The sequence below is a fragment of the Swingsia samuiensis genome (assembly GCF_006542355.1).
Taxonomy (GTDB): domain Bacteria; phylum Pseudomonadota; class Alphaproteobacteria; order Acetobacterales; family Acetobacteraceae; genus Gluconobacter; species Gluconobacter samuiensis.
The window spans coordinates 1,607,475-1,632,665 of record NZ_CP038141.1 but is presented as its reverse complement, the minus strand read 5'-3'; the positions used below and the strand labels follow the sequence as shown (position 1 = coordinate 1,632,665).

20 protein-coding genes are annotated in these 25,191 nt (G+C 46.4%); 7 read left to right on the top strand and 13 right to left on the bottom strand.

The annotated features are described in order from the left end of the window. Positions 1–119: 119 nt before the first annotated feature. From E3D00_RS07745 to E3D00_RS10730, 3 genes are read left to right on the top strand one after another with little or no spacing between them, the layout of a single operon-like run. The gene (locus E3D00_RS07745; RefSeq protein WP_141461434.1) at positions 120–998 is read left to right on the top strand and encodes a glycine--tRNA ligase subunit alpha; all 879 of its coding nucleotides are present in this window, start codon (positions 120–122) and stop codon (positions 996–998) included. Beyond that, positions 991–3,045 (top strand): glycine--tRNA ligase subunit beta, encoded by a 2,055-nt coding sequence (glyS, locus tag E3D00_RS07740; RefSeq protein WP_141461432.1) that lies wholly within the window; start codon positions 991–993, stop codon positions 3,043–3,045. Before E3D00_RS07745 ends, glyS begins: the two co-directional genes overlap by 8 nt. 53 nt (positions 3,046–3,098) lie before the next feature. Next, positions 3,099–3,398 carry an energy transducer TonB gene (locus tag E3D00_RS10730; protein ID WP_181441951.1) on the top strand — a complete coding sequence of 100 codons (300 nt, stop codon included), beginning with the start codon at positions 3,099–3,101 and terminating at the stop codon, positions 3,396–3,398. A gap of 5 nt (positions 3,399–3,403) precedes the next feature. On the opposite strand, the gene rodA is transcribed toward E3D00_RS10730, so the two are convergent. From rodA to E3D00_RS07710, 5 genes are all read right to left on the bottom strand, one after another. After that, positions 3,404–4,579 carry a rod shape-determining protein RodA gene (rodA, locus tag E3D00_RS07730; protein ID WP_246091400.1) on the bottom strand — a complete coding sequence of 392 codons (1,176 nt, stop codon included), beginning with the start codon at positions 4,577–4,579 and terminating at the stop codon, positions 3,404–3,406. A gap of 11 nt (positions 4,580–4,590) precedes the next feature. Further along, positions 4,591–6,516 carry a penicillin-binding protein 2 gene (mrdA, locus tag E3D00_RS07725; protein WP_141461429.1) on the bottom strand — a complete coding sequence of 642 codons (1,926 nt, stop codon included), beginning with the start codon at positions 6,514–6,516 and terminating at the stop codon, positions 4,591–4,593. A 61-nt stretch (positions 6,517–6,577) separates the two neighbouring features. Then, positions 6,578–7,144, bottom strand: a complete 567-nt coding sequence (locus tag E3D00_RS07720) for a hypothetical protein (RefSeq protein ID WP_141461427.1) — start codon at positions 7,142–7,144, stop codon at positions 6,578–6,580. A 1-nt stretch (position 7,145) separates the two neighbouring features. Continuing rightward, positions 7,146–8,078 carry a rod shape-determining protein MreC gene (gene mreC, locus E3D00_RS07715; RefSeq protein WP_141461425.1) on the bottom strand — a complete coding sequence of 311 codons (933 nt, stop codon included), beginning with the start codon at positions 8,076–8,078 and terminating at the stop codon, positions 7,146–7,148. A gap of 13 nt (positions 8,079–8,091) precedes the next feature. Next, entirely contained in the window at positions 8,092–9,141 is a 1,050-nt protein-coding gene (locus E3D00_RS07710) for a rod shape-determining protein (protein WP_141461423.1), read from the bottom strand. A gap of 315 nt (positions 9,142–9,456) precedes the next feature. Between E3D00_RS07710 and E3D00_RS07705 the strand changes: the two genes are divergently transcribed. Both E3D00_RS07705 and E3D00_RS07700 read left to right on the top strand, forming a co-directional pair. Next, positions 9,457–9,717, top strand: a complete 261-nt coding sequence (locus E3D00_RS07705; protein ID WP_141461421.1) for a hypothetical protein — start codon at positions 9,457–9,459, stop codon at positions 9,715–9,717. Between the two features lie 27 nt (positions 9,718–9,744). Then, positions 9,745–10,113: a YMGG-like glycine zipper-containing protein gene (locus E3D00_RS07700; RefSeq protein ID WP_246091399.1), complete on the top strand. Its 369-nt coding sequence runs from the start codon at positions 9,745–9,747 to the stop codon at positions 10,111–10,113. Positions 10,114–10,125: 12 nt separating this feature from the next. Here the strand turns inward: E3D00_RS07700 and E3D00_RS07695 are convergent, their stop codons facing one another. The 3 genes from E3D00_RS07695 to E3D00_RS07685 all read right to left on the bottom strand — a co-directional run bounded on the left by E3D00_RS07695 (position 10,126) and on the right by E3D00_RS07685 (position 13,581). Then, entirely contained in the window at positions 10,126–10,893 is a 768-nt protein-coding gene (locus tag E3D00_RS07695; protein ID WP_141462430.1) for a sulfite exporter TauE/SafE family protein, read from the bottom strand. Between the two features lie 96 nt (positions 10,894–10,989). Further along, positions 10,990–12,555, bottom strand: coding sequence for a 2-isopropylmalate synthase (locus E3D00_RS07690; protein ID WP_141462429.1), 1,566 nt, complete (start codon positions 12,553–12,555; stop codon positions 10,990–10,992). A 204-nt stretch (positions 12,556–12,759) separates the two neighbouring features. Further along, positions 12,760–13,581, bottom strand: coding sequence for an N-acetylmuramoyl-L-alanine amidase family protein (locus E3D00_RS07685; RefSeq protein ID WP_141461419.1), 822 nt, complete (start codon positions 13,579–13,581; stop codon positions 12,760–12,762). A gap of 546 nt (positions 13,582–14,127) precedes the next feature. Here E3D00_RS07685 and E3D00_RS07680 point away from each other — a divergent pair. Next, positions 14,128–16,845, top strand: coding sequence for an Rne/Rng family ribonuclease (locus tag E3D00_RS07680; protein ID WP_141461417.1), 2,718 nt, complete (start codon positions 14,128–14,130; stop codon positions 16,843–16,845). A gap of 56 nt (positions 16,846–16,901) precedes the next feature. Here the strand turns inward: E3D00_RS07680 and E3D00_RS07675 are convergent, their stop codons facing one another. Together E3D00_RS07675 and xseA are read right to left on the bottom strand one after the other, a co-directional pair. Next, positions 16,902–17,270, bottom strand: a complete 369-nt coding sequence (locus E3D00_RS07675) for a hypothetical protein (protein ID WP_141461415.1) — start codon at positions 17,268–17,270, stop codon at positions 16,902–16,904. Positions 17,271–17,313: 43 nt separating this feature from the next. Continuing rightward, complete coding sequence (xseA, locus tag E3D00_RS07670; RefSeq protein ID WP_141462428.1) at positions 17,314–18,744, bottom strand: exodeoxyribonuclease VII large subunit; 1,431 nt, start codon at positions 18,742–18,744, stop codon at positions 17,314–17,316. Between the two features lie 81 nt (positions 18,745–18,825). On the opposite strand from xseA, the gene purD reads away from it, so the two are divergent. After that, positions 18,826–20,055: a phosphoribosylamine--glycine ligase gene (purD, locus tag E3D00_RS07665; RefSeq protein WP_141461413.1), complete on the top strand. Its 1,230-nt coding sequence runs from the start codon at positions 18,826–18,828 to the stop codon at positions 20,053–20,055. A gap of 30 nt (positions 20,056–20,085) precedes the next feature. Here the strand turns inward: purD and E3D00_RS07660 are convergent, their stop codons facing one another. Genes E3D00_RS07660 through polA form a run of 3 tightly spaced genes read right to left on the bottom strand, consistent with a single transcriptional unit; the run spans position 20,086 to position 25,153 of the window. Next, positions 20,086–21,744 carry an ABC transporter substrate-binding protein gene (locus E3D00_RS07660; RefSeq protein ID WP_141461411.1) on the bottom strand — a complete coding sequence of 553 codons (1,659 nt, stop codon included), beginning with the start codon at positions 21,742–21,744 and terminating at the stop codon, positions 20,086–20,088. Continuing rightward, entirely contained in the window at positions 21,745–22,344 is a 600-nt protein-coding gene (locus E3D00_RS07655; protein WP_141461409.1) for an SCO family protein, read from the bottom strand. Positions 22,345–22,372: 28 nt separating this feature from the next. Next, positions 22,373–25,153 (bottom strand): DNA polymerase I, encoded by a 2,781-nt coding sequence (gene polA, locus E3D00_RS07650; protein ID WP_181441950.1) that lies wholly within the window; start codon positions 25,151–25,153, stop codon positions 22,373–22,375. Positions 25,154–25,191: the final 38 nt, after the last annotated feature.

The following is a 25,191-nucleotide window of genomic DNA, read 5'->3' as shown; positions in this document are numbered from 1 at the left end:
TATGAGAGAGACATATCTTATTCTCAAGATCAACTTTTTCCTTTTCTTTTCTCTCACTTCCGATTGATCGCTGAACCTTGTAAGGTAGCTTACCTTTTTGCCAATCGGAGCTTATCGAATTGTCTGAGAACCGGCCTCTTAGCTTTCAGGATTTGATTTTACGCCTTCATCAATTCTGGTCTCAAAAAGGGTGTGCTATTTTGCAGCCTTATGACCTTGAAGTTGGTGCAGGTACACTTTCACCGCACACAACCTTACGTGCACTGGGTAAAACACCTTGGGCTGCCGCTTACGTACAGCCTTCTCGACGCCCATCTGACGGACGTTATGGAAATAATCCCAACCGTTTACAGCACTATTATCAATATCAGGTTCTCTTAAAACCTACCCCAGAGGACAGCCAACGCCTCCTTTTAGAAAGCTATCGGGCCATTGGCATCGATCCAGAAAAACATGATATTCGATTCGTGGAGGATGACTGGGAAAATCCAACCATCGGCGCATGGGGCTTAGGGTGGGAAGTATGGTGTGACGGAATGGAAGTCACACAATTTACATACTTCCAACAAGTAGGCGGCATCCCAACCGTCATGCCTTCTGTCGAGTTAACCTATGGGCTAGAGCGCTTGGCTATGTATGTGCAAGGCGTTGAAAACGTTTATGACCTCGACTTCAATGGGCAAGGTTTAAAATATAGGGATGTATTCTTACGGGCCGAGCAAGATTATTCACGCTATAATTTTGAACTCGCAGATACTCAAATGCTGCTAACGCATTTTAATGATGCAGAAAAAGAATCAATGAAGCTATCGGAAGCAGGCGTTGCCCAACCTGCTTACGATCAATGCCTCAAAGCTTCTCACCTTTTTAACCTTCTTGATGCGCGAGGCGTCATTTCAGTGTCTGAACGTGCTTCCTATATTGGGCGCGTTCGTGCATTGGCAAAAGCGGCTTGTGAAGCATGGTTGGCTGGTGAAGAGGAGACGTCCAATGGCTGAATTATTACTCGAATTATTCTGTGAAGAAATTCCAGCCGGCATGCAAGCCAAAGCGGCGGAAGATCTCGGCTCCCTACTTGCAAAAGCGCTTGAGGGGTTAAACCCTACAAATATCCAGACCTTTTATGGCGCTCGCCGCATCGCAGCGGCAATGAATATTGATGCAGAAGTTCCTGCACGAACGCTATCAGAACGTGGCCCTCGTGAAAATGCGCCAGAAAAAGCCCTTGAAGGCTTTATGCGCAAACATAGTGCCACACGTGATCAGTTAAAACTGGAAGATGGGTTCTGGATTTTACACAAAGACCTCCCTCCCATCAGTGCTGAGAGCCGCATCAGTGAAGCCGTTCCAGAACTATTATGGAAATTTCCATGGCCAAAATCCATGCGGTGGGGTGTTGAGTCAAACTTCACGTGGGTGCGCCCTCTTCGCAAAATTACCTGCATTCTGGATGGGCATGTCGTCCCCTTCTCTCTTGCACGTGAAAACGACCAAGCCCACGGCTTAAAGTCTTCCAACCTTTCAGAAGGGCATCGCTTCCTTGCACCGGGTGATTTTATCGTCCGCTCTGTGGATGACTGGGTTGAAGAACTTGAACAACGCGCCGTCTTTATTGATGACTTCAAGCGCAAAGATCTGATCCAAACAGAGATTAGCCGCCTCGCTGCACAGCATGACATCATTTTAGTTCAAGATAACGGCTTGGTTGATGAAGTATCAGGCCTCGTTGAATGCCCCGTTGCCTATATGGGCCGCATTGATGATGCGTTTATGGATCTCCCCGCTGAAGTCATGCAGGTTTCCATGCGCGTTAATCAGCGCTATTTCGCGTTAAAAACCAAAGAGGGTAACGCGGCCCCTTATTTTGCTTTTATTGCGAATATGCGTTTTAAAGACGAAGGCAAGCTTACCATTGCTGGAAATGAACGCGTTTTACGTGCGCGCTTTTCAGATGCCCGCCATTTCTGGGATCTGGACCGAAAAACAAAACTCATTGATCGGGTTGAAGCGCTTAATGCCGTTACCTTCCACGCGAAGATTGGCACACAAAAGGAACGGGCAGAACGCATTTCTGAGCTAGCCGAAATTATTGCTCATGAAATGGGATTAAGCCCAGAGGAAATTACCCAAGCAAAGCGCGCAGGTTTGCTCGCAAAAGCTGACTTAACGACAGGTATGGTCGGTGAATTCCCAGAGCTTCAAGGCATTATGGGAGGGTATTACGCCGCACACGATGGAGAGCCTCAAGCCGTTTCACGTGCCGTCGCAGAGCATTATATGCCGCGTGGACAATCGGATGATACTCCCAAATCTCCTGTTTCCATTGCCGTAGCCCTTGCTGACCGTTTTCACCTCTTAACCAGTTTCTTTGCTATTGGTGAAACGCCAACTGGTTCTGGAGATCCTTATAGTTTACGTCGTGCAGCTTTAGGAATTATCCGTATTATTCGTGATAATAACCTGCGCCTGAATGTGAATGAACTGTTCCAGAAAGCAGCAAAAAACCAAACAACTGGAGAGCTCAATAGCTTACCAAACTTCATTGCAGAACGTTTGCGTGTTCAGCTTCGGAGCGAAGGGGAACGGCATGATGTTCTTGCGGCCATTTTGGCGGGTGGCTTAGACGGAGATCTTAGCCGTCTGTTAGCCCGCACATCTGCCCTTTCTGACATGATCCAGACAGAAGATGGGCGCAATTTACTTGCTGCTGCAAAACGTGCCGCCAATATCCTTCGTATTGAAGATAAAAAAGATGGCCCTCATACGGGTAAGCCAAATGCTACTCTCTATACGCAAGATGAAGAGCGCGATTTAGCTGATGGCCTAACCCAAGCTATTCCTGCCATACAAAACGCCCTCAAAGAGGAACGTTTTACAGATGCGATGCAGGCTATCGCAGCCCTACGTCCAAAATTGGATCGCTTCTTTGATAAAGTCACCGTCAATGCCGATGATAGTGCCGTCAGAACTAATCGCTTGAAGCTTCTCGCGACTTTCCGCGACACAACGGCTCTTTTAGCTGATTTCGCGCAGATCGAAGGGTAATCATAAACGGCACAGGAGTTTGTCCTGTGCCTTTTTAAATACAGGTTTTAAATGTGAATAAACTCTCTCTTTTGGTAATCTGTTCTGTGTTATTTTGCTCAGGTTGTGCTTATCACTCATCTCCAAGTCGAGAAGACAAAAACAACAGTTTAGGGCATGTTGACCTTATAGCAGACATAACACCCCAAGGACGAGCAACTAATATCAGAACTCTGTATGCTACAAATCCAGAATTTCAAAACATAGCCATTAAATTTTTAAAGCACAATCATTATAGGCCTGCTGTAAAAAACGGAATACCTATTACAGAGTACAACCATAAGGTTCATGTTGACTTTACCCCCGATCAATAAACTATTTAAATCTGCTTCTCTTCTTCAAAACCCGGGTCACGCTCATTCCTGTGTACCCAGGAAGATAAGAGCAGACCAAAACCAAACATCATCGTCAGCATGGCTGACCCGCCGTAAGAAATAAGCGGTAAAGGCACCCCTCCCACAGGTATAGCCCCCATAACCATGGAGAGGTTAACCGCGCAGTACAGAAAGAAATCCATGGCTATACCGATGCCGAGTAAACGGCCAAATTGATTTCTGCTCCGTAGCGCAATGAGCATTCCCCCCAGCGTCATAACTCCCAAAAGAGAAATAACGGTAATCCCGCCGACAAACCCCCACTCCTCACCAATCATCGTGAAAATGAAGTCTGTTTGTTTTTCAGGAAGAAAGTTTAACTGCCCCTGACTGCCGTGCAGATACCCTTCTCCCCACATGCCGCCTGACCCCAATGCAATCTTGGACTGAATAATATTATATCCTGCACCTAAAGGATCATGCTCTGGATGTAAAAAGGTATCAATCCGGGCTTTCTGATAGTCATGTAAGTGAGAATAAACAAAATTACCGAGAAAAGGGATAGGAGCCACCAAGATCGCAATTTGCCATAGCCGCATTCCAGCAGCAAAAAACATCGTTGCGCCAATAAGACCAATAATCGTGGCCGTTCCCAAATTGGGTTCTTTTAAAACCAGAACCACGGGAACTAATGTTAAAATCGCTGGGGGGATCAATCGTAACGGGTTCCCCATCCGCTCATTCCCTATGCGATGGAACCATGTTGCCAGAACCAAAACGAGTGCAATTTTAGCAAACTCTGATGGCTGAAACTGCATTCCAGCCAAATTAATCCACCGCTCCGCTCCTTTCCCGACATGACCTATTTTCAAGACCAACCCGAGCAAAAGAATCGAGACCATATATATCGGAACGGATAGGAGTCTTAAAACGCGTGGGCTAATTAAGGCCACCGCGATCATCATCACAATACCAAAGCCAAAACGCGTCATTTGTGGTGCAGCAAAAGCCTTAGCAGACCCACCACCTGCAGAGATGAGCGCTACATAGCCCACGCCTGCCATGACACAGACTAAAAGAACATAAATCCAGTTAATCTGTAAAAGACGAGCCATGGGTCGGAAATCAGGCTCGGCTCTCAATAACCTTTTATTCGGTTTTAGAAAGCCAAACTTGTTCATATTCCTATTCCTCATCCACGGTCTGGCTCGGCTTGAGCAACAGCTTGTCCAGGCGGTTTGGAGCGATTAACGGGATCACGTAACAACGTATCTGTCATGATACTTTTCGCAAGCGGCGCTGCTTCTGCCGCACCTGCATTACCGTGCTCCACCACAACAGACACGGCATATCGCGGGTCATTATATGGCGCAAAGCAGATAAACAATGCATGAGGGCGATATTCCCATGGCAAATTCATCGAATTAAAATGACCTGATTCACGTAATGCTCTCGAAACACGCCGCACCTGCGCAGAGCCCGTTTTTCCTGCCATTTGAATACCCGGCAAATCAAGGCGTGCTTTAGGAGCCGTTCCATGCTCCTCATTCACAACAGCAAACATACCGTCACGCACAACATTCAAATGTTCTGTCGGGATATTCAAAACAGAAGCTACATCCAGCCCTGTTAAACCCGAAAGCTGGTCATTCACAGAACGCACTAAATGCGGCTGTATCTCTTTTCCAGAAGCAATACGCGAAACATAGGTGGCCAATGCCAATGGTGTCACTTGAACAAACCCTTGCCCAATACCAGCATTGACCGTATCGCCCCCATTCCAATGGTGGCCATGCTTTTGACGCCACTCAGGGGTTGGAATAACCCCCGCGCGAACATGAGGCAGTTCGATATCAAGCTTAACGCCTAGCCCAAGCCCATTCCCCACATCCTTGATTGGATCCATACCGCACCGACGTGCAACTTCATAGAAATATACATCACAGGAATATTTTAGCGCATTGCGCATATTCAATGAGCCATGCCCCCACTTATTCCAACAGTGGAAACGCACACCTCCCATATCAAAATATCCAGGGCAGTTAAAACGATCCTGTGGCGTCACCGCACCAGATTTAAGAGCCGCCATCGCCACAGCTGGCTTAAATGTGGAACCGGGCGGGTACAATCCTGAGGCAGCTTTGTTCAGAAGAGGTGTCCGCGGATCTTTAGCCCAGATATCCCACTGCGTATGGCTAATTCCAGAATCAAACAAAGACGGATCAAAAGAGGGAGTGCTCACCATAGCCAACACCTCCCCATTGCGACAATCCATCACAACAGAACTCGCAACCCGATCCCCAAGACGATTTAAGACCTGCTGCTGCAAACCAACATCCAACGTTAAGCGGACATTATCACCCTGCTGCCCTTCAACACGGTCTATTTCACCTATCACACGCCCCCGTGCGTTAACCTCCATTTCCACTGAACCAGGTTGGCCACGTAACTTACCTTCCTGTGTTTGTTCTATACCCGCCCTACCGACACGTATGCCGGGTAAAGACAATGTTGGATTTTGGGTAACATCATCTTCATTCGGAGGTGCAACATACCCAACAAGATGTGCTGTTAAATCTTTATATGGATACAAACGTGTTGACCCAACATCGATAAGCACTCCTGGCAAGGAAGGAGCATTCAACTCAATCTTTGCCATATCATCCCATGAAAGGAACTCATGCAACGTGACGGGAACATATTTGCGTAGATGGCGTAAATCCCGCTCTATCCGGGCATGATCATGTTCATCTAATGCAATAATTTGTGAAAAACGGTCTATAACAGCGGCAATATCTGTCGTTTCTTCAGGCATTAATAAAGCACGCCAACTCACTTTATTGCCAGCCAACTCCGTACCAAAACGATCATAGATAGGTCCACGAGCTGGAGCCAGTAAACGTTTACTCGTCCGGTTCCTCTCCGCCAATTGCTTCAGGTGAGGCCCGTCCACAACTTGAATATTATATAATCTACGCCCTAGAACGCTTAAAATGCCTACCTGTGCAGCCATCACCAGCAAAGCACGGCGCGTAAAGACCCCTCGCCCAGAACGTACTGGAACGTCTTGGCGCTGTGCGCGCCGCATATCCCTAAAAGAGCGTTTTTTTAAAAACATCAGAAAGAACGTTCACATCCGGCGAAGAAATAGCTTTTTACTCATGAGGAAAAGCACACTATCAACCTATACTAGGATGGGCAAAAACACGACGTCCCCAAACAAAAAGCGCAAACAAACTGGGATAAATGCCAATTGTTAAGGCTATCTGAAAAAGAGCAGGCGTTAATGGCAATAGAGCAAACGCATGTAAACATACAAGGATCCATTGCATGATGGTTGTTATAATAACAAATATACTAAATATTATCCAACACATTAAAAAACCCAACCGAGACAAACCGTATCTCCAGTGGTGCGCAACGCCATAAATAATTAACAAAGATAATAACATTGCGCCTGGAGGACCAAAGCTCACAAGTTCAATAATAAAGCCAATAATAAATACGGCGATAGCTGGCATAGAGGTGGGTCGATTAAATGCCCAGAACCAAACAGTGCACATTGCTATTCCAATCTGCAATGCAGACTGTCCTGGAACACCAAAGGGTGCTGCCAACATAATGGCTGATAAAATTACAAACAAAGACGGCATTGCCGTCCGAAATGCGGTATCAACACGCTGTTTAACAGTTTGCTTAGGCTCTACAGCAGAATGTAAATGAGGAGCGGATTTTTCTGCAACCATTTTATTGGCCTCCCCCTCCTGTCATACCGGATGGCACAACTCCCTCTTTCGATGAAGGGAATAAACCAGGCAACATCTGAGGGGACACGTGATGCACTTTTACCCGTCCAGGAGCATCCGGTGCTTGCATATCCAAGGCCCCATAATCAAAGACCCTCACAATATCAAGCCGCTCCAAATTAGCATCTGGGATAACCACAGGACGATTAGGAGCAAGATAATGAACCGTCCCGATTGGTAAACCCGCGGGCAAGCTGTTTTGTCCACGCGTCTCGACCCGTTCACCTTCTATAGGATGGTGATCTTGTGGGTAATAAATCAAGCGAGGAGACATCGTATCATCTCCAGCCATAATGGCATCAGCATGGGATGCAGACAAGGTAACAGGAATGCGGCTCGCATCATCATCAATTAACAAAATACGAACCGTATGAGGACCAATTTCTGTCACACGTCCCAACAGACCAGATGCATCAAGTGCAATATCACCTGCGTGCAAGTTATGCCCCGTACCAACATCCAGCAAAACAGCACGGGAATATGGCCCCCCATCATCACGTGCAACACGCCCCGTTACATATTGCGGAGCAGCTTCTGGAATCCAATGTAAGTTATTTTTTAAACGTGCGTTTTCAGCAGCCAAGGCGACAGCAACATCATACCAATGGCGTAAATTATGATTCTCTTCTCTTAGCCGAGCATTCTCTTTCGTTAAATTTGTTGCGCCATGTAAATCCGTCAACCAAATATTGATCTGCTGCTGCGGGAAAACCAAAACACGATAAGCAGGAGCTAACCAATCGGCTACCCGCAAACGCACATCATCCACCAAGGGACGCTTCATCAAACCCAACAAAATGAGACCAACAGCCAGAAAAACCAGCAATGGTAAAACCATCTTTGCCAGTAACTGCTTGGAATGGATGGAAAACATCCAATCGCTCAGCTTAATACATACTGCTTAAGACACTTCTTAAACGATGCATTTCTTCCAAAGCCCTTCCTGTTCCAAGTGCTACACATGATAAAGCATTCTCTGCAACAACAACGGGTAAACCAGTATAATATCGAATTATTTCATCCAGTCGATGCAACAAAGCACCGCCTCCCGATAAAACAATCCCCTTATCAACGATATCAGCTGCCAACTCTGGAGGGGTATTCTCTAAAGCTGTTGTTACAGCATCAACAATTTGCATGACAGGCTCTGATAAGCTCTCGGCAATTTGTGCCTGACTAATCATCACTTCACGCGGGACGCCATTAATTAAATCGCGTCCTTTAATTTCCGTAATCGGACCAGCTGGGTTCGCTGCATCATCTGGCATCATCGCTGAACCCAATTCCATCTTGATGCGCTCAGCAGAACTTTCACCGACAAGAAGATTATACGTTTTTCTGATGTACGAAATAATCGCCTCATCCATCTTGTCCCCTCCTACACGAGCAGAGCGTGCATACACGATTCCACCCAAGGAGATCACGGCTACCTCTGTTGTACCACCGCCAATATCAACGATCATACTTCCAGAAGGCTCTGTGACTGGCAAACCAGCTCCGATAGCAGCGGCCATTGGCTCTTCAATAAGAAACACTTTCCGTGCGCCAGCGCTTTCCGCACTTTCCTGAATAGCACGACGTTCCACGGCAGTAGCCCCCGATGGAACACAAATAATAATTTGAGGACTCGCAAAAGCTCTACGATTATGCACTTTCCGGATAAAATGCTTAATCATTTCCTCAGCGACTTCAAAATCTGCAATAACCCCATCACGCAATGGACGGATAGCTGTAATATTTCCAGGAGTCCGGCCGACCATCTGCTTAGCTTCATTTCCAACCGCTAAGACCTGCTTTTTGCCTCTTACATCAGCAATAGCAACAACAGACGGCTCATTCAGCACGATCCCACGCCCTTTAACGTAAACAAGCGTGTTGGCTGTGCCGAGGTCGATCGCCATATCAGCAGACATAAGACCCAGCAAACGAGATAACATCAACAACTCCTGGCGCAATGTATGCGACGGATAAATTAAAATAAGTATGGAGGAACTCTCCGTATGGAGAGGAATTAACGTTGCAGCCTTCATTCAGCAAGGCCATGATTAAGATATTCTTACTATTTTCTTATTATCTTTAACAATTATTTAAAAACATAGTAACGAAAAGAATAACTCACGCCACAATTCAGCCACGAACATACAGATTTTTGAGTAAGTTATGCAGAATGATAACATGCCGATGTTAAAATTCTCCTGACTCATTTAAAACAATCACGTATTAGTGGACAAACAGTTCTTAGGTTTGAATCTATGCTTAACATAAAAATGCCACGTATGCTCGCCGTTTTTGCTCTTTCAGCGGTCGCTTTGACAGGCTGTGGCAGCCCTTATGATAGTGGCGCTCGCGCAGGTTCCAGCGCTTTAATCGGCGGCGGTACAGGGGCAGCCATTGGCGCTCTCGCAGGCGGTGGTCGTGGTGCAGCAATCGGCGCTCTCGCTGGTGGTGCAACAGGTGCAGCTGTCGGAGCAGCAACGACTCCGAACCGTCCGCACCCACGCAACGGATATTAATCTCTATTTCTCAATGTTCGTGGTGTTATGAATATTTTTTCTTCTTATAAGACAAAAGCCTCTCTCGTTGGGGCTTTTTCGGCACTTATTCTTCTAGCTGGTTGCCAGGACACCTACAGCTCCGGCGGCCGCGCCGTTGATGGAGGATTGATTGGCGGCGGTGCAGGAGCAGCCATTGGTGCTCTTGCAGGCGGTGGCCGTGGTGCAGCAATCGGCGCACTAAGCGGTGGCTTACTTGGAGCCGCAACCGGTGCCGTTACTACGCCTAACCGCCCATCCTCTCAAGGAGGGTATGAAAACGGCTACCCCTCTCCCCAATACAATAACACTCCCCGCTGTCAGAATGCAGCATGTCAACACCAATACACAAATCAGCCCGGAATATCAGGCTACTAATATCGTATGATTTTATATCATTCGTAAGCCGATAAGAGCTAAGAGAATGCCCAAAAACCACCTTTGGGCATTCTCATTCAATTTCCCAGCAAATAACGTTCCTAAAATTATTCCGGGGATAGACCCTACCAAAAGCCACATAAGTATAAATGTGTCGACAGAACCCTCAATCCAGTGACCGCTGCCTGCAAGCAAAGTTAATGGAACCGCATGAGCTACATCTGTCGCAACGAGAACTCTCGTAGGGAAACGAGGATAAAGGAGCGTCAAAGCTGCCATTCCTACGGCACCAGCACCTACAGATGACAGCGTAACTAACGTCCCCAAAAAAGCGCCCAACAGAACCGTTAAGAAAACCTCTCCTTGGACAGAAAGTGATTTTCGGCCCTCAGCCCATTGCCGTAATTTAGGTTTTAATAAAATAGCTGGCGCTGTTAATAAAAGCGCTACCCCCAAAACCACTTTTATCAAATGGGATGTATCCGCAGACATTCCTTGATGATGCAAAAAAACTAAACAAATTAACCCTGCCGGCAAGCTTCCTGCCATTTGCAAGGCAACAATTCGCCAATTCACTATGTTTAAATGTCTATTAACACTTGTTCCAGCTATCTTTGTAATGGCAGCATAAAGTAAGTCTGTGCCAACCGCTGATTGTGGCTTAGTTCCAAACAACAAAATGAGCAGTGGCGTCATTAAAGAGCCCCCACCCACTCCCGTCATTCCAACAAGGAACCCCACAATTAATCCAGATAACGAATAAAGCCATTCGTGCGGCATTGTATGTCCCTTTTCAAAATCAAGAGACATACAATATTAATCGTGATATTTTGTCTACAACTAACTAATCACTTATATCTTAGTGATTAGTTAGTTTCAATCTTCTGGCTCTGTCCGCTCGCGCTTCACCAGCAACTTATTTAAGGCATGAATATAAGCTCTAACGGCTGAAACAACAGTATCAGCATCGGCTCCTTGCCCATCTACAAGTTTTCCATTTTCTTGCAAACGAACAGTCGTTCGAGCCTGCGCATCCGTACCTGATGTCACATTAGCAACCGAGAATAGTGCTAACTCTGCTGTATGAGGGAATGCTTGCCCAATTGCCTTAAAAGCAGCATCAACTGGGCCATTCCCATTGACAGCAGCATATTGCGTCGCCCCATCAACACTTAATTCTAATTTCACCTGAGATTTTTGCTTCGTCCCAGAGGCAACCTCCATGCCAATCAGATGAATGCGATCATGATCCCGACTTTCATCATCCACAAGGGCGCGAATATCTTCATCAAAGACGATTTTTTTACTATCAGCCAAATCTTTGAAACGAGCAAAAGCAGCATTTAACGCTTCATCTTCAAGTGGCGGATAACCTAATTGTGCTAATTTATCTTTAAAGGCTGCACGGCCAGAGTGTTTACCCATCACAAGGGAGGTTTTATTCCAACCGACACTCTCTGGCGTCATAATTTCATACGTCGCCGCATTCTTTAAAATACCGTCTTGGTGAATGCCACTTTCATGCGCAAAAGCATTCCGACCAACAATCGCTTTATTCGGCTGAACATCAAACCCTGTGATGGTCGCCAACATTCTCGAAACACTTAAAAGCTTCGGTGTATCGATCCCTGTTACCTTGCCATATTGGTCATGACGGGTGCGCAGCGCCATTGTAATTTCTTCTAGAGCCGCATTACCTGCACGCTCACCAATGCCATTGATCGTGCATTCAATTTGACGCGCGCCCCCTTCAACAGAAGCAAGCGTATTCGCAACAGCCAAACCTAAGTCATTATGGTTGTGTGACGAAAAAATAACCTGATCTGCGCCCGGCACACGCTCAATAAGCATCGCAAAAATACGACGCATTTCTTCGGGCGTCGCAAAACCAACTGTGTCTGGGATATTAATGGTTGTTGCACCATTTTTAATCGCAATTTCAACGCAACGACACAAAAAATCGGGTTCTGTGCGGGAGCCATCTTCCGCGGACCATTCAACATCGTCTGTATATTGACGCGCCTTTTGGTTTCCCGATGCGATAATCTCCAAAACCGTTTCCGGCTCCATCCGCAACTTATATTTCATATGCAATGGAGACGTTGAAATAAAGTTATGAATCCGCGCTCTTTCGGCGCCTTTCAAGGCTTCTCCACATGATTCAATATCGCGCTTTCCACCACTGCGCGCCAAACCACAAATAACAGAACCTCTGACCTCTTCCGCAATCCGACGCACACTCTCAAAATCATCTTTTGATGCAACAGGAAATCCTGCTTCAATTACGTCAACGCCCAAATTGCTCAAGGCATGGGCCATACGCAATTTCTCTTCCAAATTCATGGAAAAACCAGGAGATTGCTCACCATCACGCAACGTTGTGTCAAAGATAATGACACGATCGTCAGAAATATTACCAAAAGAAGGATGCTGAAACGCCATTTTTCGATCACTCATAAATTCAGGGATATTTTTATTGTCTGCCCCCTGAACGCAACGGAACACTGCCGCCTAATAATGGCGTTCAGGGGCCTGTAAGTCGAAGGAGGAGGAGGATCGAAAAGAAATTCATATGTCAGGAAAATGTCTGATTTTCATCTTGAACGCAACCCAAAAGAGAAAAAACCTTACAAACAATCTTTAAATCTAACCAGAAACCACCCTTGGCTGCGTTGCAAAGTAACGATCAATCGCCAATTGCATCGCAGTGACAACATGCCCTCGATGCTCTGCCCGCCTTAAAGCCTCTTCATCCAAATGATTGGACATAAAGCCCATTTCAACCAACACAGATGGAATTTCGGCAGATTTTAAAACAACAAAAGCAGCATGCCGCGATGGATGATTCAACAAGCCAATCCGATTTTTAAATGCCCCAACAACGCTCGCTGCCATATGCGCCGAGCCCCGTCGCGTTTCTTCTGACACAAGACTAGCCAGAATTTGTTGTACGTCTGGTGACATTCCATGAAAGGCAGGACCTTCAAAACGATCCGCACTATTTTCACGTTGAGCCAAAGCCGCGGTTTGAGCATCGGATGCGCCACTGGATAGCGTGTAAACACTCGCTCCCCTTACCGCAGAGTCATGTAGCGCATCCGCATGCATCGAAATAAATAGCTGAGCCTGATGTTTTTGCGCTAACTCCACTCGGCCTTCAAGTGGAATAAACCGGTCTTCCGAACGCGTCATGGCAACACGATATTTTCCTGACGCCATTAATTGACGATATAATTCTGTCGCTGCTGCTTCTGAAATATGTTTCTCATACGTTCCAGAAACACCAATAGCTCCCGGATCTTTTCCACCATGCCCGGGGTCAAGCATGATCAGAGGTTTGGGCGCAGGCGTATTCCGATGTACGGCAGGAGCGTGTAAAATATGCGACTTGGGACGAGCCAATACATCTACCGGAGAAATTACAGAACAGCCCGCTAACCCTCCTATTATCTTGCGTCTCGTCAGCATTTATTTCCCTTCCGGCCCCTTACTTTTACAAAGACTGAACCTTAAACGCACCAACCTGTCAAAGGCTCGTTGAATCTTTATCTTTTTAAACTGTGCAAGTCTTGCTTGCCATCCTGTCATCTTTAAGTCATTTTATTAAAGTAAGGATTAATGAGTGTTGGCTTATTGTCAGAAGAAAAGGAACGTTCTGACAGTCCATCGCGTTCATATCCAGTTGTCCTGCATCATTGTTTGACGTGAGCTTAAATTTTCATATCGCCACGTCCTGATCGTGTGGTTCAACGAAGCTATTTTCAATTCAGCCTCAGTTCATCTGGCTGAAATGCGTTTATCTGGCGCCTCATTTATATTGGGCCAGAATATTACTCAGGGGTCGAATGTCACAACACGTGATTACAACCAAACGCGTAACGATAAGTGGAGCCCATTTTTCCACTATCGCGAAAGCTTGGTTTTTATTCCCCCCATCACCCTTATACAAAATGAAAAAAGATGATTCCTCTGGCCAAATGAGCTGTTTAGGAACATCGTGGAGATCAATTTTCCATGAACAAGCGTATGCTTATCGATACCACACACGCGGAAGAAACCCGCGTTGTGGTCATGGACGGTGACCGTGTTGAAGATTACGATGTTGAGACATCAACACGCAAACAACTCAAAGGTAATATTTACCTTGCAAAAGTAATTCGTGTAGAGCCGAGCTTACAGGCGGCTTTCGTTGAATATGGTGGGAATAGGCACGGGTTTCTTGCTTTCAGCGAAATTCACCCAGACTATTTTCAGATCCCTATCGCCGATCGCGAAAAACTGCTCGCCTTACAGCAGGAAGAAGAAGAACTTGCAGTCGAACGACGCAATGAGCGTGCCGCAGCGGAAGAGGACGAGGCGTCCCCCACTCTAGAAGCTGACGATGAAAATCAGGACGATCATCAGCCTCCTGAAACCGTAGGTGGTGAGCATGATACGGGAGAGGACAATTTTACGTCCCGCCGGACCGCACGCTTTCTACGCAACTACAAAATTCAGGAAGTGATCCGCCGTCGACAGGTTCTTTTAGTTCAAGTTGTCAAAGAAGAACGCGGTAATAAAGGCGCAGCCCTTACAACCTATATTTCACTAGCAGGGCGTTATTGCGTCCTGATGCCGAATGCCCTGCGCGGCGGTGGTGTCTCTCGCAAAATTACATCTGATGCTGATCGCCGGCGCTTACGGGACCTCATTGCCGAGTTAGAACTCCCCAAAACAATGGCCATGATTGTTCGCACGGCAGGCGCTGGCCACCCAAGCCCTGAAATTATCCGAGATTGTGAATATCTGCTTCAGCTCTGGGATGATATCCGCTCACATGCGCTATCCTCTGTTGCCCCTGCACTCGTTTATGAAGAAGCCAATCTGATTAAGCGTGCTATTCGGGACCTTTTCTCCAAAGACATTGATGACATCTATGTAGATGGTGAAAATGCTTGGAAAAGTGCGCGTGAGTTTATGCGCCTTTTAATGCCGCACAACACGGGTAAAGTGAAGCTTTGGCAAAACCGGGGGCAAAGTCTTTTTGCCCGTTACAATGTTGAAGGGCATCTGGATGCGATGTTCTCTCCAACAGCACGGTTAAGTTCGGGCGGATACTTGGTTATCAATCAAACTGAAGCGCTCGTTTCGATTGATGTCAACTCAGGTAAATCAACATCTCAACGCAATATCGAGGAAACGGCTCTTCGTACAAACCTAGAAGCAGCAGATGAAGTAGCGCGTCAATTGCGTCTGCGTGACCTTGCGGGTTTGATTGTCATTGACTTTATTGACATGGAAAGCCGGCGCCATAACTCTCAAGTCGAAAAACGCCTTAAAGAAGCGCTTAAATGTGACCGTGCGCGTATCCAAATTGGACGTATATCACATTTTGGCTTGCTCGAAATGTCTCGTCAAAGACTACGCCCTTCCATCACTGAAGCGTTGCTAAGTGCTTGCCCTCATTGTCAGGGAACAGGCTTCATTCGAGGCACAGAGAGTTCTGCTTTACATGTTCTTAGAGCCATTGATGAAGAGGGCAACCGTCAGCGTGCCTCTGAAATTGAGGTTCATATCAGCTCCAATATTGCCCTTTATATCCTCAACTATAAGCGTAGTTGGTTGTCTGACATAGAACAACGCCATCGGATGCATGTTATCTTCAAAACAGATTCAGACCTTCCCGCATCTGAAATGAAAATTGAACGCTTAAAACCTCAAAATTCAGCACCTCAAATAGAAGCCCCTGCACCACATCATGTGCGTAACATTGAAATTATTGAAAATGTTGCGCCTCCAGCACCTTTGCCTACCGCCACAGACGAAACCACCTCTCACCCGGCGGACATATCATCTCAACATGAGGATCATCGACAAATGGATGATGATAATTACGATAATAATCGCCGTAGACGCAGACGCCGTCGCCCCAATAACCGTCGCGATTATGACAATCAGCAAGACGAACATTTTGAGCAAAAATTGATAAACAATGAACGTTCTGCCCCTCAGCAAGAAGCCATTTCTGACGTTCGACATAATGAGGAAACAGGCTTAGTGCCCGGTCGTAGGCGGACACGTTTCAAACGTTCCCAACCTGATAATCAAGCACATGCCTCTACCGATCACAGAGAGCCGACGGAAAATAGACAAGCACCTCAACCTGCTCGCTATAATAATAACAACACTAACAGGCGTGATCGCAACGACCGCTTCTCTCGTGATCGAGACAACTATCGGTCTGAACAACGCAACTACAATGGGCCAACCCCTGCGGATCCCTTTGGAGGTAGCTTCGATATCTTTGAAGTAATTGAACAAGCAGAAACAGAACAAGCAAAAACCCCTGTTTCTTCTCAACACTTCAATGCCTCTTCTGAAGCACCACATCACGATACGAATTCAGATGATGTAAATTACGGCTCGTCTTACTTTGATTCTGAACAAGAACAGCCTTTCTTAGAAAGAGCCGAACCCGCACCTAAGCGCCCATCACGCCGGCGGAACTCACGTCAAAAATCCCATCACGATGATGGTGCCACTCATGTTTCGTCATCGTACGGCGACACCACCGCAGAGCACCAAGGGGCAGAAACCACACCTGCAAAGACTAAACGCCCACGGCGCCCTGCAAAATCATCTCGTACAAAAGCAAGTGATACTTTGCCTGTCGATGACAACAATAACTTACAACCTGTGAATATAGACGAGCAGGCTCCGACCAAAAGACGCGTCGGCTGGTGGAAACGATAAAACAAAAAAACCCGGGTAAATCCCGGGTTTTTTCTTATATGCTCTTTAAAAGAAACTTATCGGCAGACGCTTCTATTGCCATCAGCGGCTATAAAAGTACCTGTCAAAGGTTCAAAACACGCATTTTGAGCACAAGAAGATGTTGTTGTTGCTAAACCTTGGGGATAAATGATCGCCCCAACCTGATTAACTTCATGTAAAGCTGTACCACAAAGAGGTGTTGTTAATGGAGCGGATGGATCATTCAAAGGCTGCTGCGGAGCAGTAGTTGCAACCTCATCGGCCAAACCTGGCGCAAAGTTTTGCACTGGTATTTTAGGGTGGGCTCCTTGATTGACGACAGGTGCTGTCACAGGAGGCTCTCCCGAGCAAGCTGCTAATAACGATAGAGAAAGAATCATCACCCCTAAGCCACGTGAACGCATATCAACTCCATGCTTCTTTCAGATCTTTATTTCTCAGTAAAAACTATAATCCAAGATCTTCTTGATGTGTAACATTATCCAACTTTGCACCACGTTTACCATCAGAAAAAGACAAAATTACGCGCCCATTCACGGGTTGTGCATGAGAACTCGTCATCGGCTGGCCTTTACTATCCTGCACGAGAACATATCCTCGGCTTAAAATAGCTAATGGCGAAACGGCCTCTAAATGTTTGCTTACTCCTTCAACGCGTACTTTTTGCAAATAAATGGCTGATTTTAATACATCAGGAGACAAGCGCTGGCGTTCAACTATTAATGAATATTTCTGAAATAAGCGCTGCCATGATGTATCGAAAGCGACACTCAACGTATTTAAATGATGCTGCCGACGAGAAAGTATTAAGTCAAATACAGGTAACCTTTTGTTAGGGGCCTCAAGTTGATTGCGCATGCGCAACACAAAGCTTGGCAACGCCAGCTCCAGACGTTGGCTTCGATCATCCAAACGCATGCGCGCTGTTTCCAACAACGACGGGAGATCAGGCAGACCAGCCCCAGCTTGCTCAAGTCTTCCTTTTGCAACTTGAACTACTCGACTTAACCCACCCGCTAAGCGTGCATTCCGATGCGCCAAATCAGCGACCAGTTCAGAACGCAAAGGCACAGCCATTTCAGCCGCAGCTGTTGGTGTTGGTGCCCTTCGATCCGACACAAGGTCTATCAACGTTGTATCCGTTTCATGCCCCACCGCAGAGATAATCGGAATGGGACATTGCGCAACCGCACGAATAACGCGTTCATCATTAAACGCCATCAAATCTTCTAAAGAGCCACCACCACGCGCCACAATAATAACATCAGGCTGCGGCTTTACGCGTGTGATGCCCTCAATTGCAGCCACAATCTGAGCGGCCGCCCCCTCTCCCTGCACGGCCACAGGCCAGAGCAACACATTCCTTGGAAAGCGTCTTGCAATTGTGGTTTGAATATCATGCAAAACGGCACCAGCACGTGATGTAATGACCCCCACCAATGATGGTAAAAAAGGAATAGGCTTCTTTAACTCAGGTGCGAAAAGTCCTTCTTCCAATAATTTACGTCTAAGCTGCTCAATTTTAGCCAGCAAAGCGCCTTCACCAGCAAACTCCATCCGATCTATAATCAGCTGATAACTTGATCTTTCACCATAAGAAGATACCTTCCCAGTGGCGATTACTTCATTTCCATTTTCCGGTACCATTCCAAGACGGGAAACACTTCCTCGCCAAATAACACCTGAAATTTTCCCGCCTTCATCTTTCAGAGAGAGATACACATGCCCTGACGGATATTTCTTAAGTTCTGTTATTTCTCCACGCACACGAACGCGACCAAAACCACTTTCAAGCGTTCTTTTAATCGCCCCAGAAATCTCAGAAACAGAATATTGCGGTACATTTGCACGGATTGACACGTCTTCTCTCTCCATCATCCGTTCAGTGTATGCTAGGCACATTCATCAGGAAACCCTGCTTAAGCAGGAAATCACATTTATGAAGAAGGAATGAACCCCATGCGTGTTTTACTTGTCGGCTCTGGAGGGCGTGAACACGCTTTAGCAGCAAGCCTTGCCAAATCCCCTCAGCTTTCCAAGCTCTATGTTGCTCCCGGCAATCCGGGGATTGAAAACATCGCAACTCTTGTTCCTCTTCAGGCCGATGATGTGCAGGGGCTGGTTTCTTTCGCATCAGAAAATCATATTGACCTGATCGTTCCCGGTCCAGAAGCTCCACTCGTGGCAGGGTTAGCCGATGCCTGCATAGCCCACGGCATTCCATGCGCAGGACCGACAAAAGCCGCAGCCCTTTTGGAAGGAAGCAAAGCGTTTACCAAAGAAGTTGCAGATGCTGCCAAAATACCGACTGCTCGTTGGGAACGTTTTGAAGATGAAGACGCAGCTTTAGAATTTGTGCGCCGCCGTGGGGCACCAATCGTTGTAAAAGCTGATGGTTTGGCCGCAGGAAAAGGAGTGGTTGTTGCTCAAAGCGTTGAAGAGGCTGAAACCGCTATTCGACACCTGGGGATGCCCCTCGTTATTGAAGAATGTTTAGTCGGGGAAGAAGTCTCTCTTTTTGCTTTCTGCTCTGATGAAAAAGCAGTTCTCATTGGTGCTGCCCGTGATCATAAACGTCTAAGCGATGGCGACAAAGGCCCCAATACGGGCGGGATGGGGGCGATCTCTCCACCACCTAACTTTGATAAAACCGCTCAAGAAAAAGCATTAGACCTAACCGTTCGCCCTATGCTCGCAGAAATGGCTCGCAGGGGAACGCCTTTCCGTGGTGTCATTTTCGCAGGGTTAATGCTGACCGAAGAAGGCCCTAAACTCATTGAGTACAACGTGCGTTTTGGAGACCCAGAAGCACAAGCTTTACTGCTGCGTTTAAAATCAGACTTACTGCCTATTCTCGCTGGAGTAGCAGAAGGCAACCTTGATAACGCACATGCCGAATTTTCTGATGATGTTGCTATATCCTTGGTTCTTGCGGCCAAAGGATACCCTGATGAACCTCGAAAAGGTGGTATTATTCGCGACATCGAAAAAGCCGAAGCACTTCCTAACGTTCATGTTTTTCATGCAGGAACGAAGAAAGTCAATAATGACATTCTTGCCAATGGCGGCCGAGTGTTAACTGTTTGCGCCATCGCGCCAAACTTACATGAAGCACGCAATCTAGCCTACCAAGGGGCTGAGATCATTGAATGGGACGATAAAATCTTTCGTTCTGATATCGGTCTTTAAAAACAAAAGCGGGAGAAATCCCGCTTTTCCTTATTGAACCCACACATGTGAAAAAGACATATGATTTAACTCTGTTGAGTAATAATTCCCCAATCTCTTTGAAACAAAATCAACCATTCTGATCTGAATTAATGGCACGCCCGGTAATTGCTTCATGATACCTTGGCCTGCTTCTTTCCACAAAACAGCTGCTTTCTCTAAATCTAAGCTGGATTTGGCTTGTTCAAACAAACGTTGAATATGTGCATCACAAAACCCTGTAATATTAGGGGATACAGATGTTTGAGGATGATAATTATCACATCCAAACAGATCATCTAGAAATGTTGATGCAGATGGATAATCAGCATACCATGCTGCTAAAGCAGCCTGCACATGATTGTTTGTATTTTGCTCGTACGAATCAACCAACCCCGCTGTTATTGGCCGTAAATTTGCTTTAAATCCTAGTTGCTGCAAAATATTTCTTAAATATGTTCCCATACCTAACTCTACCGCACGGTTAGGGACAATCAGCGTTACCTCTGCCCCTTCTACTCCGGCTTCATGAATAAGCTCTTTTGCGTGCTTCATATCTGAAGAGGAGGAACACACCTCTCCCAAATCAGCACCGGCAATCCCATGCGGAACCATCTGACACAACGGCTCGGCTATTGCATCTCCACCAAATAAAATAGCCATAGCATGACGGCTTACCGCCAAATTGACGGCTTGACGCACACGTAAATCTGAAAACGGTTTTTCATGCACATTAAGAGCCAAATAATAAAGACCATTCAATGGCTCTATATGCACTTGAGAGGTATATTTCCCTCCGATTTCCCCCAGTCGATCTGCTGGTTTTGTATCGAACATCCAATCATACTGGCCTTGCTCAACAGCAGAGATCTGCGCTTCATCCGACAGGCCAAAATGATATTCAATTTTATCAACAAAACCATCGGTTTGCGCTTGTGGATTCCAAACATGAAAAAACGGGTTCCTCTCAAGAACCATTCCATGTTCAGGGCTATATGCGGTAATCCGATATGGACCTGTTCCTGCGATAATCCCATTTCCAACATCATGAACAGGCGTGTGGGCAGGCAAGATAACTGCATGTGGGAATGCTAATTTATATAAAAACTCACCATCGGGATGAACCAATCGAAAAACAATTGTATTTGTTTTTGCATCCACTTGCACGCCTGGCAACGTACAATGCATTGCATCTTTTAAGCAGTCATGCGCGCCTACGATACCACCGTAGAATGAATCTGCCGTTGGGCTCCCCGCCAGATAGATACGCCGAAAAGAAGCGAGAACATCTTTAACGGTTACTAAAGATCCATCTGAAAATTTTATATTATGCCGCAGATGCAGCGTCCATGTTAGACCGTCATCACTGACAGAAGGCATACTCTCAGCCAGATCTGGCACAACTTGTAGCCCTGCTACTCCCTCTGCCTGACGAAAGGTCAAAAGAGGGTCATACACATTAACGAACACCTGCATATATTGCGTGCCGTAATTAATCTGTGGGTCCAACGTTCCTCCTGGCCCATCAGACGTCAAACGTAATGTTCCACCTCGATGTACGCTTCCCTGTGTAACACCGTTCCAATCCGGCGGGGTAACGTCCGCTGCATAAACGGAAGCCGTTGTCCCTAATAATATTGCAAGCGATACGAAAGCATATTTCAACATCATTTATTTATGAGTTATTTGCTGCAGCCGTGCAATTAATGCTTGCGCATCTCCTGTGGCATCAACTGTCCCTGCATAATGTCCTTGAGGGTCCATAATTATAACCCGAGGGGCAGGCTCGTAATAGTCACCTTCTTTTTTATATGGCACATGGAATTCATCCGCCATTGCTTTTGTCATATCCGGTGTTGCGGTATAAGGCATAACGTGTGGAGCAATGGTTAAAACATAATCTTTCAACGTATCTGCCTCCTCAAAAGGATTAAACGAAACGACAATAGGCGATACTTTAACCCCTTGATGATGCAAAACTTGATAGGCTTGCTCCATACTCTTAAGAACGGGCTGACAACGGCTATCTGGGCAATTCGTATCAAAAAACCAAACCAGCATCCATGAGCCACGGAAGTCACCTTCTGTCACCACGCTTTCGCCTAAAGAAACGATGCGAAAGCTCCCTCCTACTTCATTCCCATTGGACTGAACCAATAAGCCTCGCCCACCGTGAGATGTGGCATAAAAGACAATACCTCCCAACATGAGAGCAATCGCAAAAATTAAGCCAATAAGCGGTTTAATATTTCTCTTATTATCTGTTTTCATATGCTTTTCATGACCTCATTTTCTAATTTTAATGCGCGTCTGCCCAGCTTGAACCAATACCGGTTTCAACTTTCAGCTCAACATCCAAATGAGCAGCCGCTTCCATCTCTTTCTTAACAAAGGAAGAAAGCATTTCTGCATCTTTCTCTTTCACTTCAAAAAGAAGTTCATCATGCACTTGCAAGAGCATTTGTGCTTCTAAATCTGTTTTCGGTAACGAGTGCGACAGACGCACCATGGCACGTTTAATGATATCAGCCGCACCTCCTTGCAGAGGTGCATTAATTGCTTGGCGCTCTGCATAGCTTCTGCGCGCACCATTTTTGTCTCTAATCCCCGGGACATAACAACGCCGCCCAAATGGGGTTAGAACATATCCATGCTCTTTCGCTTCTTCTTTTGTCCGTTCCATATAATCCCGAATACCGGGATAACGTGCAAAATAAGCATCAATATAAGAACGCGCCTCCCCGGGAGATATCTGAAGCTGACGCGCTAAGCCATAGGCTGAAATGCCATAAATAATACCAAAATTAATAGCCTTAGCCCGGCGTCTGGTTAAAGCATCCATCCCTTCCAAGGGAATACCAAACACTTCGGATGCGGTTCGTGCGTGAATGTCTTGCCCTAATCGAAATGCTTCTAAAAGAGGTTCAATTTTTGCGACATGCGCTAACAGGCGTAATTCAATCTGGCTGTAATCAGCAGAAACTAAAACGCACCCTGGGGCAGCCACAAAAGCCTTTCTAATACGCCCGCCTTCTTCTGTGCGGATCGGAATATTCTGCAAATTCGGCTCATTGGAAGATAGACGCCCCGTCGTTGTAACCGCCATTTGGAACGACGTATGAACACGTTCCGTCCCTTGGTCCATCTGCTGAACCAGCGCATCAGCATATGTTGATTTCAGCTTGGCCAACTGCCGCCAAGACAGAATTTTCTGTGGTAGCTCATGGCCTTGCTCCGCCAATTGCTCCAACACGGAGGAATCCGTTCCCCAAGAACCACTTTTGGTTCTCTTGCCGCCGGGAAGCTGCATCTCATCAAACAGAATTTCACCAAGCTGTTTGGGAGACCCTACGTTAAAACTCCTCCCAACCTCGGCGTGAATATTCCCTTCAATCTCTTCCATGCGTTGTGCAAAGTCTGCTGACATACGGCGCAGCTCCGTCGCATCGACTTTAATACCAACATCTTCCATATCGGTCAGAACCTGAATTAAAGGCCGTTCAAGCTCTTCATATAAGGCGAGTGATTTTCTAACACGCAATTGAGGGCGCAGAACCTGCCATAAACGCAATGTGACATCAGCATCCTCAGCGGCATATTCCGTAGCACGCTCTAACGGCACTTGCGCAAAAGGAATACGCTTACGTCCCGTTCCCGTCACCTCATCATATTTAATGGGCGTATGCCCAAGATGAAGCTCTGACAGCTCATCCAGGCCTTGCCCATGTTCTCCTGCTGACTGCGCATATGAGATCAGCATTGTATCATCTATAGGAGTGATTCTTTTTACCCCGGCTTTTCTAAAAACCGTAAGGTCGTATTTCGCATTTTGAAAGATCTTCAACACACTTTCAGCCTCAAAAAGAGGTTCTAGCCGCTGAAGCACTTCTGCCCGATCCAATTGATGCCCCGTTGGTTGGTCCAACGTTCCTTCATGAAGGAAGGGGACATAACACGCCTTCCCCGCCTCGGTAGACAAAGATAGACCGACCATGTTCGCCTGACGGGCATTTAAGCTATCTGTTTCCGTATCAACTGCAACAATTCCAACTTTAAACGCTGCGGCAATCCACTGATCCAAAGCCTCAAAAGTTGTAACTGTCTCATACGGCCCATAAGGCGCTTCGGAAAGTTGTACCTGTCCTTGGTCTGCATCTTCTGATGTGACCGAAACAGCAGGAGAAGATGTTTTGCCTTTTGCTTGCGCAACGGCCCCTAGCCCCATACGCTGAATGGTGGAGAAAAAGCCCATCTTTTCTAACCAACTGCCCAAAACATCCTTATCAGGCTCACGATAAGACAGGTCCTCCAATGTTTGAGGAAGAGGAACATGGTCTGCCAACAAAACCAACTTATAAGACATACGCGCAGCATCTGCGTACTCGATAAGGTTTTGCTTTCTTTTAGATGTTTTCATGCTTGGTGCTGCACTCAGAATATCTTCTAAACTGCCATATTCTTGCACAAGCTGAGCTGCACCTTTGGGGCCAATTCCCGGAACACCCGGAACATTATCCGTGGAATCTCCCATAAGAGCCTGAACGTCGACAACCTTCTCAGGCTTAACACCAAACTTAGCCTCGACTTCAGCTTCACGAATGGGCTTTTGCTTCATTGGGTCAAGCAACTCTACACCCGGTCGAATAAGCTGCATTAAATCCTTATCTGATGAAACAATCGTACAGCGGCCACCCTTTTCCACTACGTCTTTTGCATAACTCGCAATTAAATCATCGGCTTCCCAACCGGGGCTTTCAATCGAGGCAACATTAAATGCCGCCGTGGCATCCCGTATTAAACTAAATTGTGGGCGCAACTCCTCTGGTGGTTCAGGACGATGCGCCTTATATTGAGGATAAATATCATTCCTAAACGTCTGCCGGCCTGCATCAAAAATAACGGCTAAATGCGTCCCAACGCGATCACGCAACAGACGCATTAACATATTCGTAAAACCATATACGGCATTCACTGGAACACCATCTGGGCTAGTCATGGGAGGCAAAGCATGAAAAGCTCTGAATATAAAACCAGACCCATCAACTAAAACCAAATGCGGTGTTTCAGACGGCACAGACATCTTCCTTCTCACCCTCTAGGGGCAGATATTTTTCAAGT

Coding starts and splice junctions, on each gene's coding strand:
- glyS (WP_141461432.1), top strand. CDS start 991: ATGGCTGAATTATTACTCGAATTATTCTGTGAAGAAATTCCAGCCGGC.
- rodA (WP_246091400.1), bottom strand. CDS start 4,579: ATGAACAAGTTTGGCTTTCTAAAACCGAATAAAAGGTTATTGAGAGCC.
- mrdA (WP_141461429.1), bottom strand. CDS start 6,516: ATGTTTTTAAAAAAACGCTCTTTTAGGGATATGCGGCGCGCACAGCGC.
- E3D00_RS07720 (WP_141461427.1), bottom strand. CDS start 7,144: ATGGTTGCAGAAAAATCCGCTCCTCATTTACATTCTGCTGTAGAGCCT.
- mreC (WP_141461425.1), bottom strand. CDS start 8,078: ATGTTTTCCATCCATTCCAAGCAGTTACTGGCAAAGATGGTTTTACCA.
- E3D00_RS07710 (WP_141461423.1), bottom strand. CDS start 9,141: ATGTTATCTCGTTTGCTGGGTCTTATGTCTGCTGATATGGCGATCGAC.
- E3D00_RS07705 (WP_141461421.1), top strand. CDS start 9,457: ATGCTTAACATAAAAATGCCACGTATGCTCGCCGTTTTTGCTCTTTCA.
- E3D00_RS07700 (WP_246091399.1), top strand. CDS start 9,745: ATGAATATTTTTTCTTCTTATAAGACAAAAGCCTCTCTCGTTGGGGCT.
- E3D00_RS07695 (WP_141462430.1), bottom strand. CDS start 10,893: ATGCCGCACGAATGGCTTTATTCGTTATCTGGATTAATTGTGGGGTTC.
- E3D00_RS07690 (WP_141462429.1), bottom strand. CDS start 12,555: ATGGCGTTTCAGCATCCTTCTTTTGGTAATATTTCTGACGATCGTGTC.
- E3D00_RS07685 (WP_141461419.1), bottom strand. CDS start 13,581: ATGCTGACGAGACGCAAGATAATAGGAGGGTTAGCGGGCTGTTCTGTA.
- E3D00_RS07680 (WP_141461417.1), top strand. CDS start 14,128: ATGAACAAGCGTATGCTTATCGATACCACACACGCGGAAGAAACCCGC.
- E3D00_RS07675 (WP_141461415.1), bottom strand. CDS start 17,270: ATGCGTTCACGTGGCTTAGGGGTGATGATTCTTTCTCTATCGTTATTA.
- xseA (WP_141462428.1), bottom strand. CDS start 18,744: ATGATGGAGAGAGAAGACGTGTCAATCCGTGCAAATGTACCGCAATAT.
- purD (WP_141461413.1), top strand. CDS start 18,826: ATGCGTGTTTTACTTGTCGGCTCTGGAGGGCGTGAACACGCTTTAGCA.
- E3D00_RS07660 (WP_141461411.1), bottom strand. CDS start 21,744: ATGATGTTGAAATATGCTTTCGTATCGCTTGCAATATTATTAGGGACA.
- E3D00_RS07655 (WP_141461409.1), bottom strand. CDS start 22,344: ATGAAAACAGATAATAAGAGAAATATTAAACCGCTTATTGGCTTAATT.
- polA (WP_181441950.1), bottom strand. CDS start 25,153: ATGTCTGTGCCGTCTGAAACACCGCATTTGGTTTTAGTTGATGGGTCT.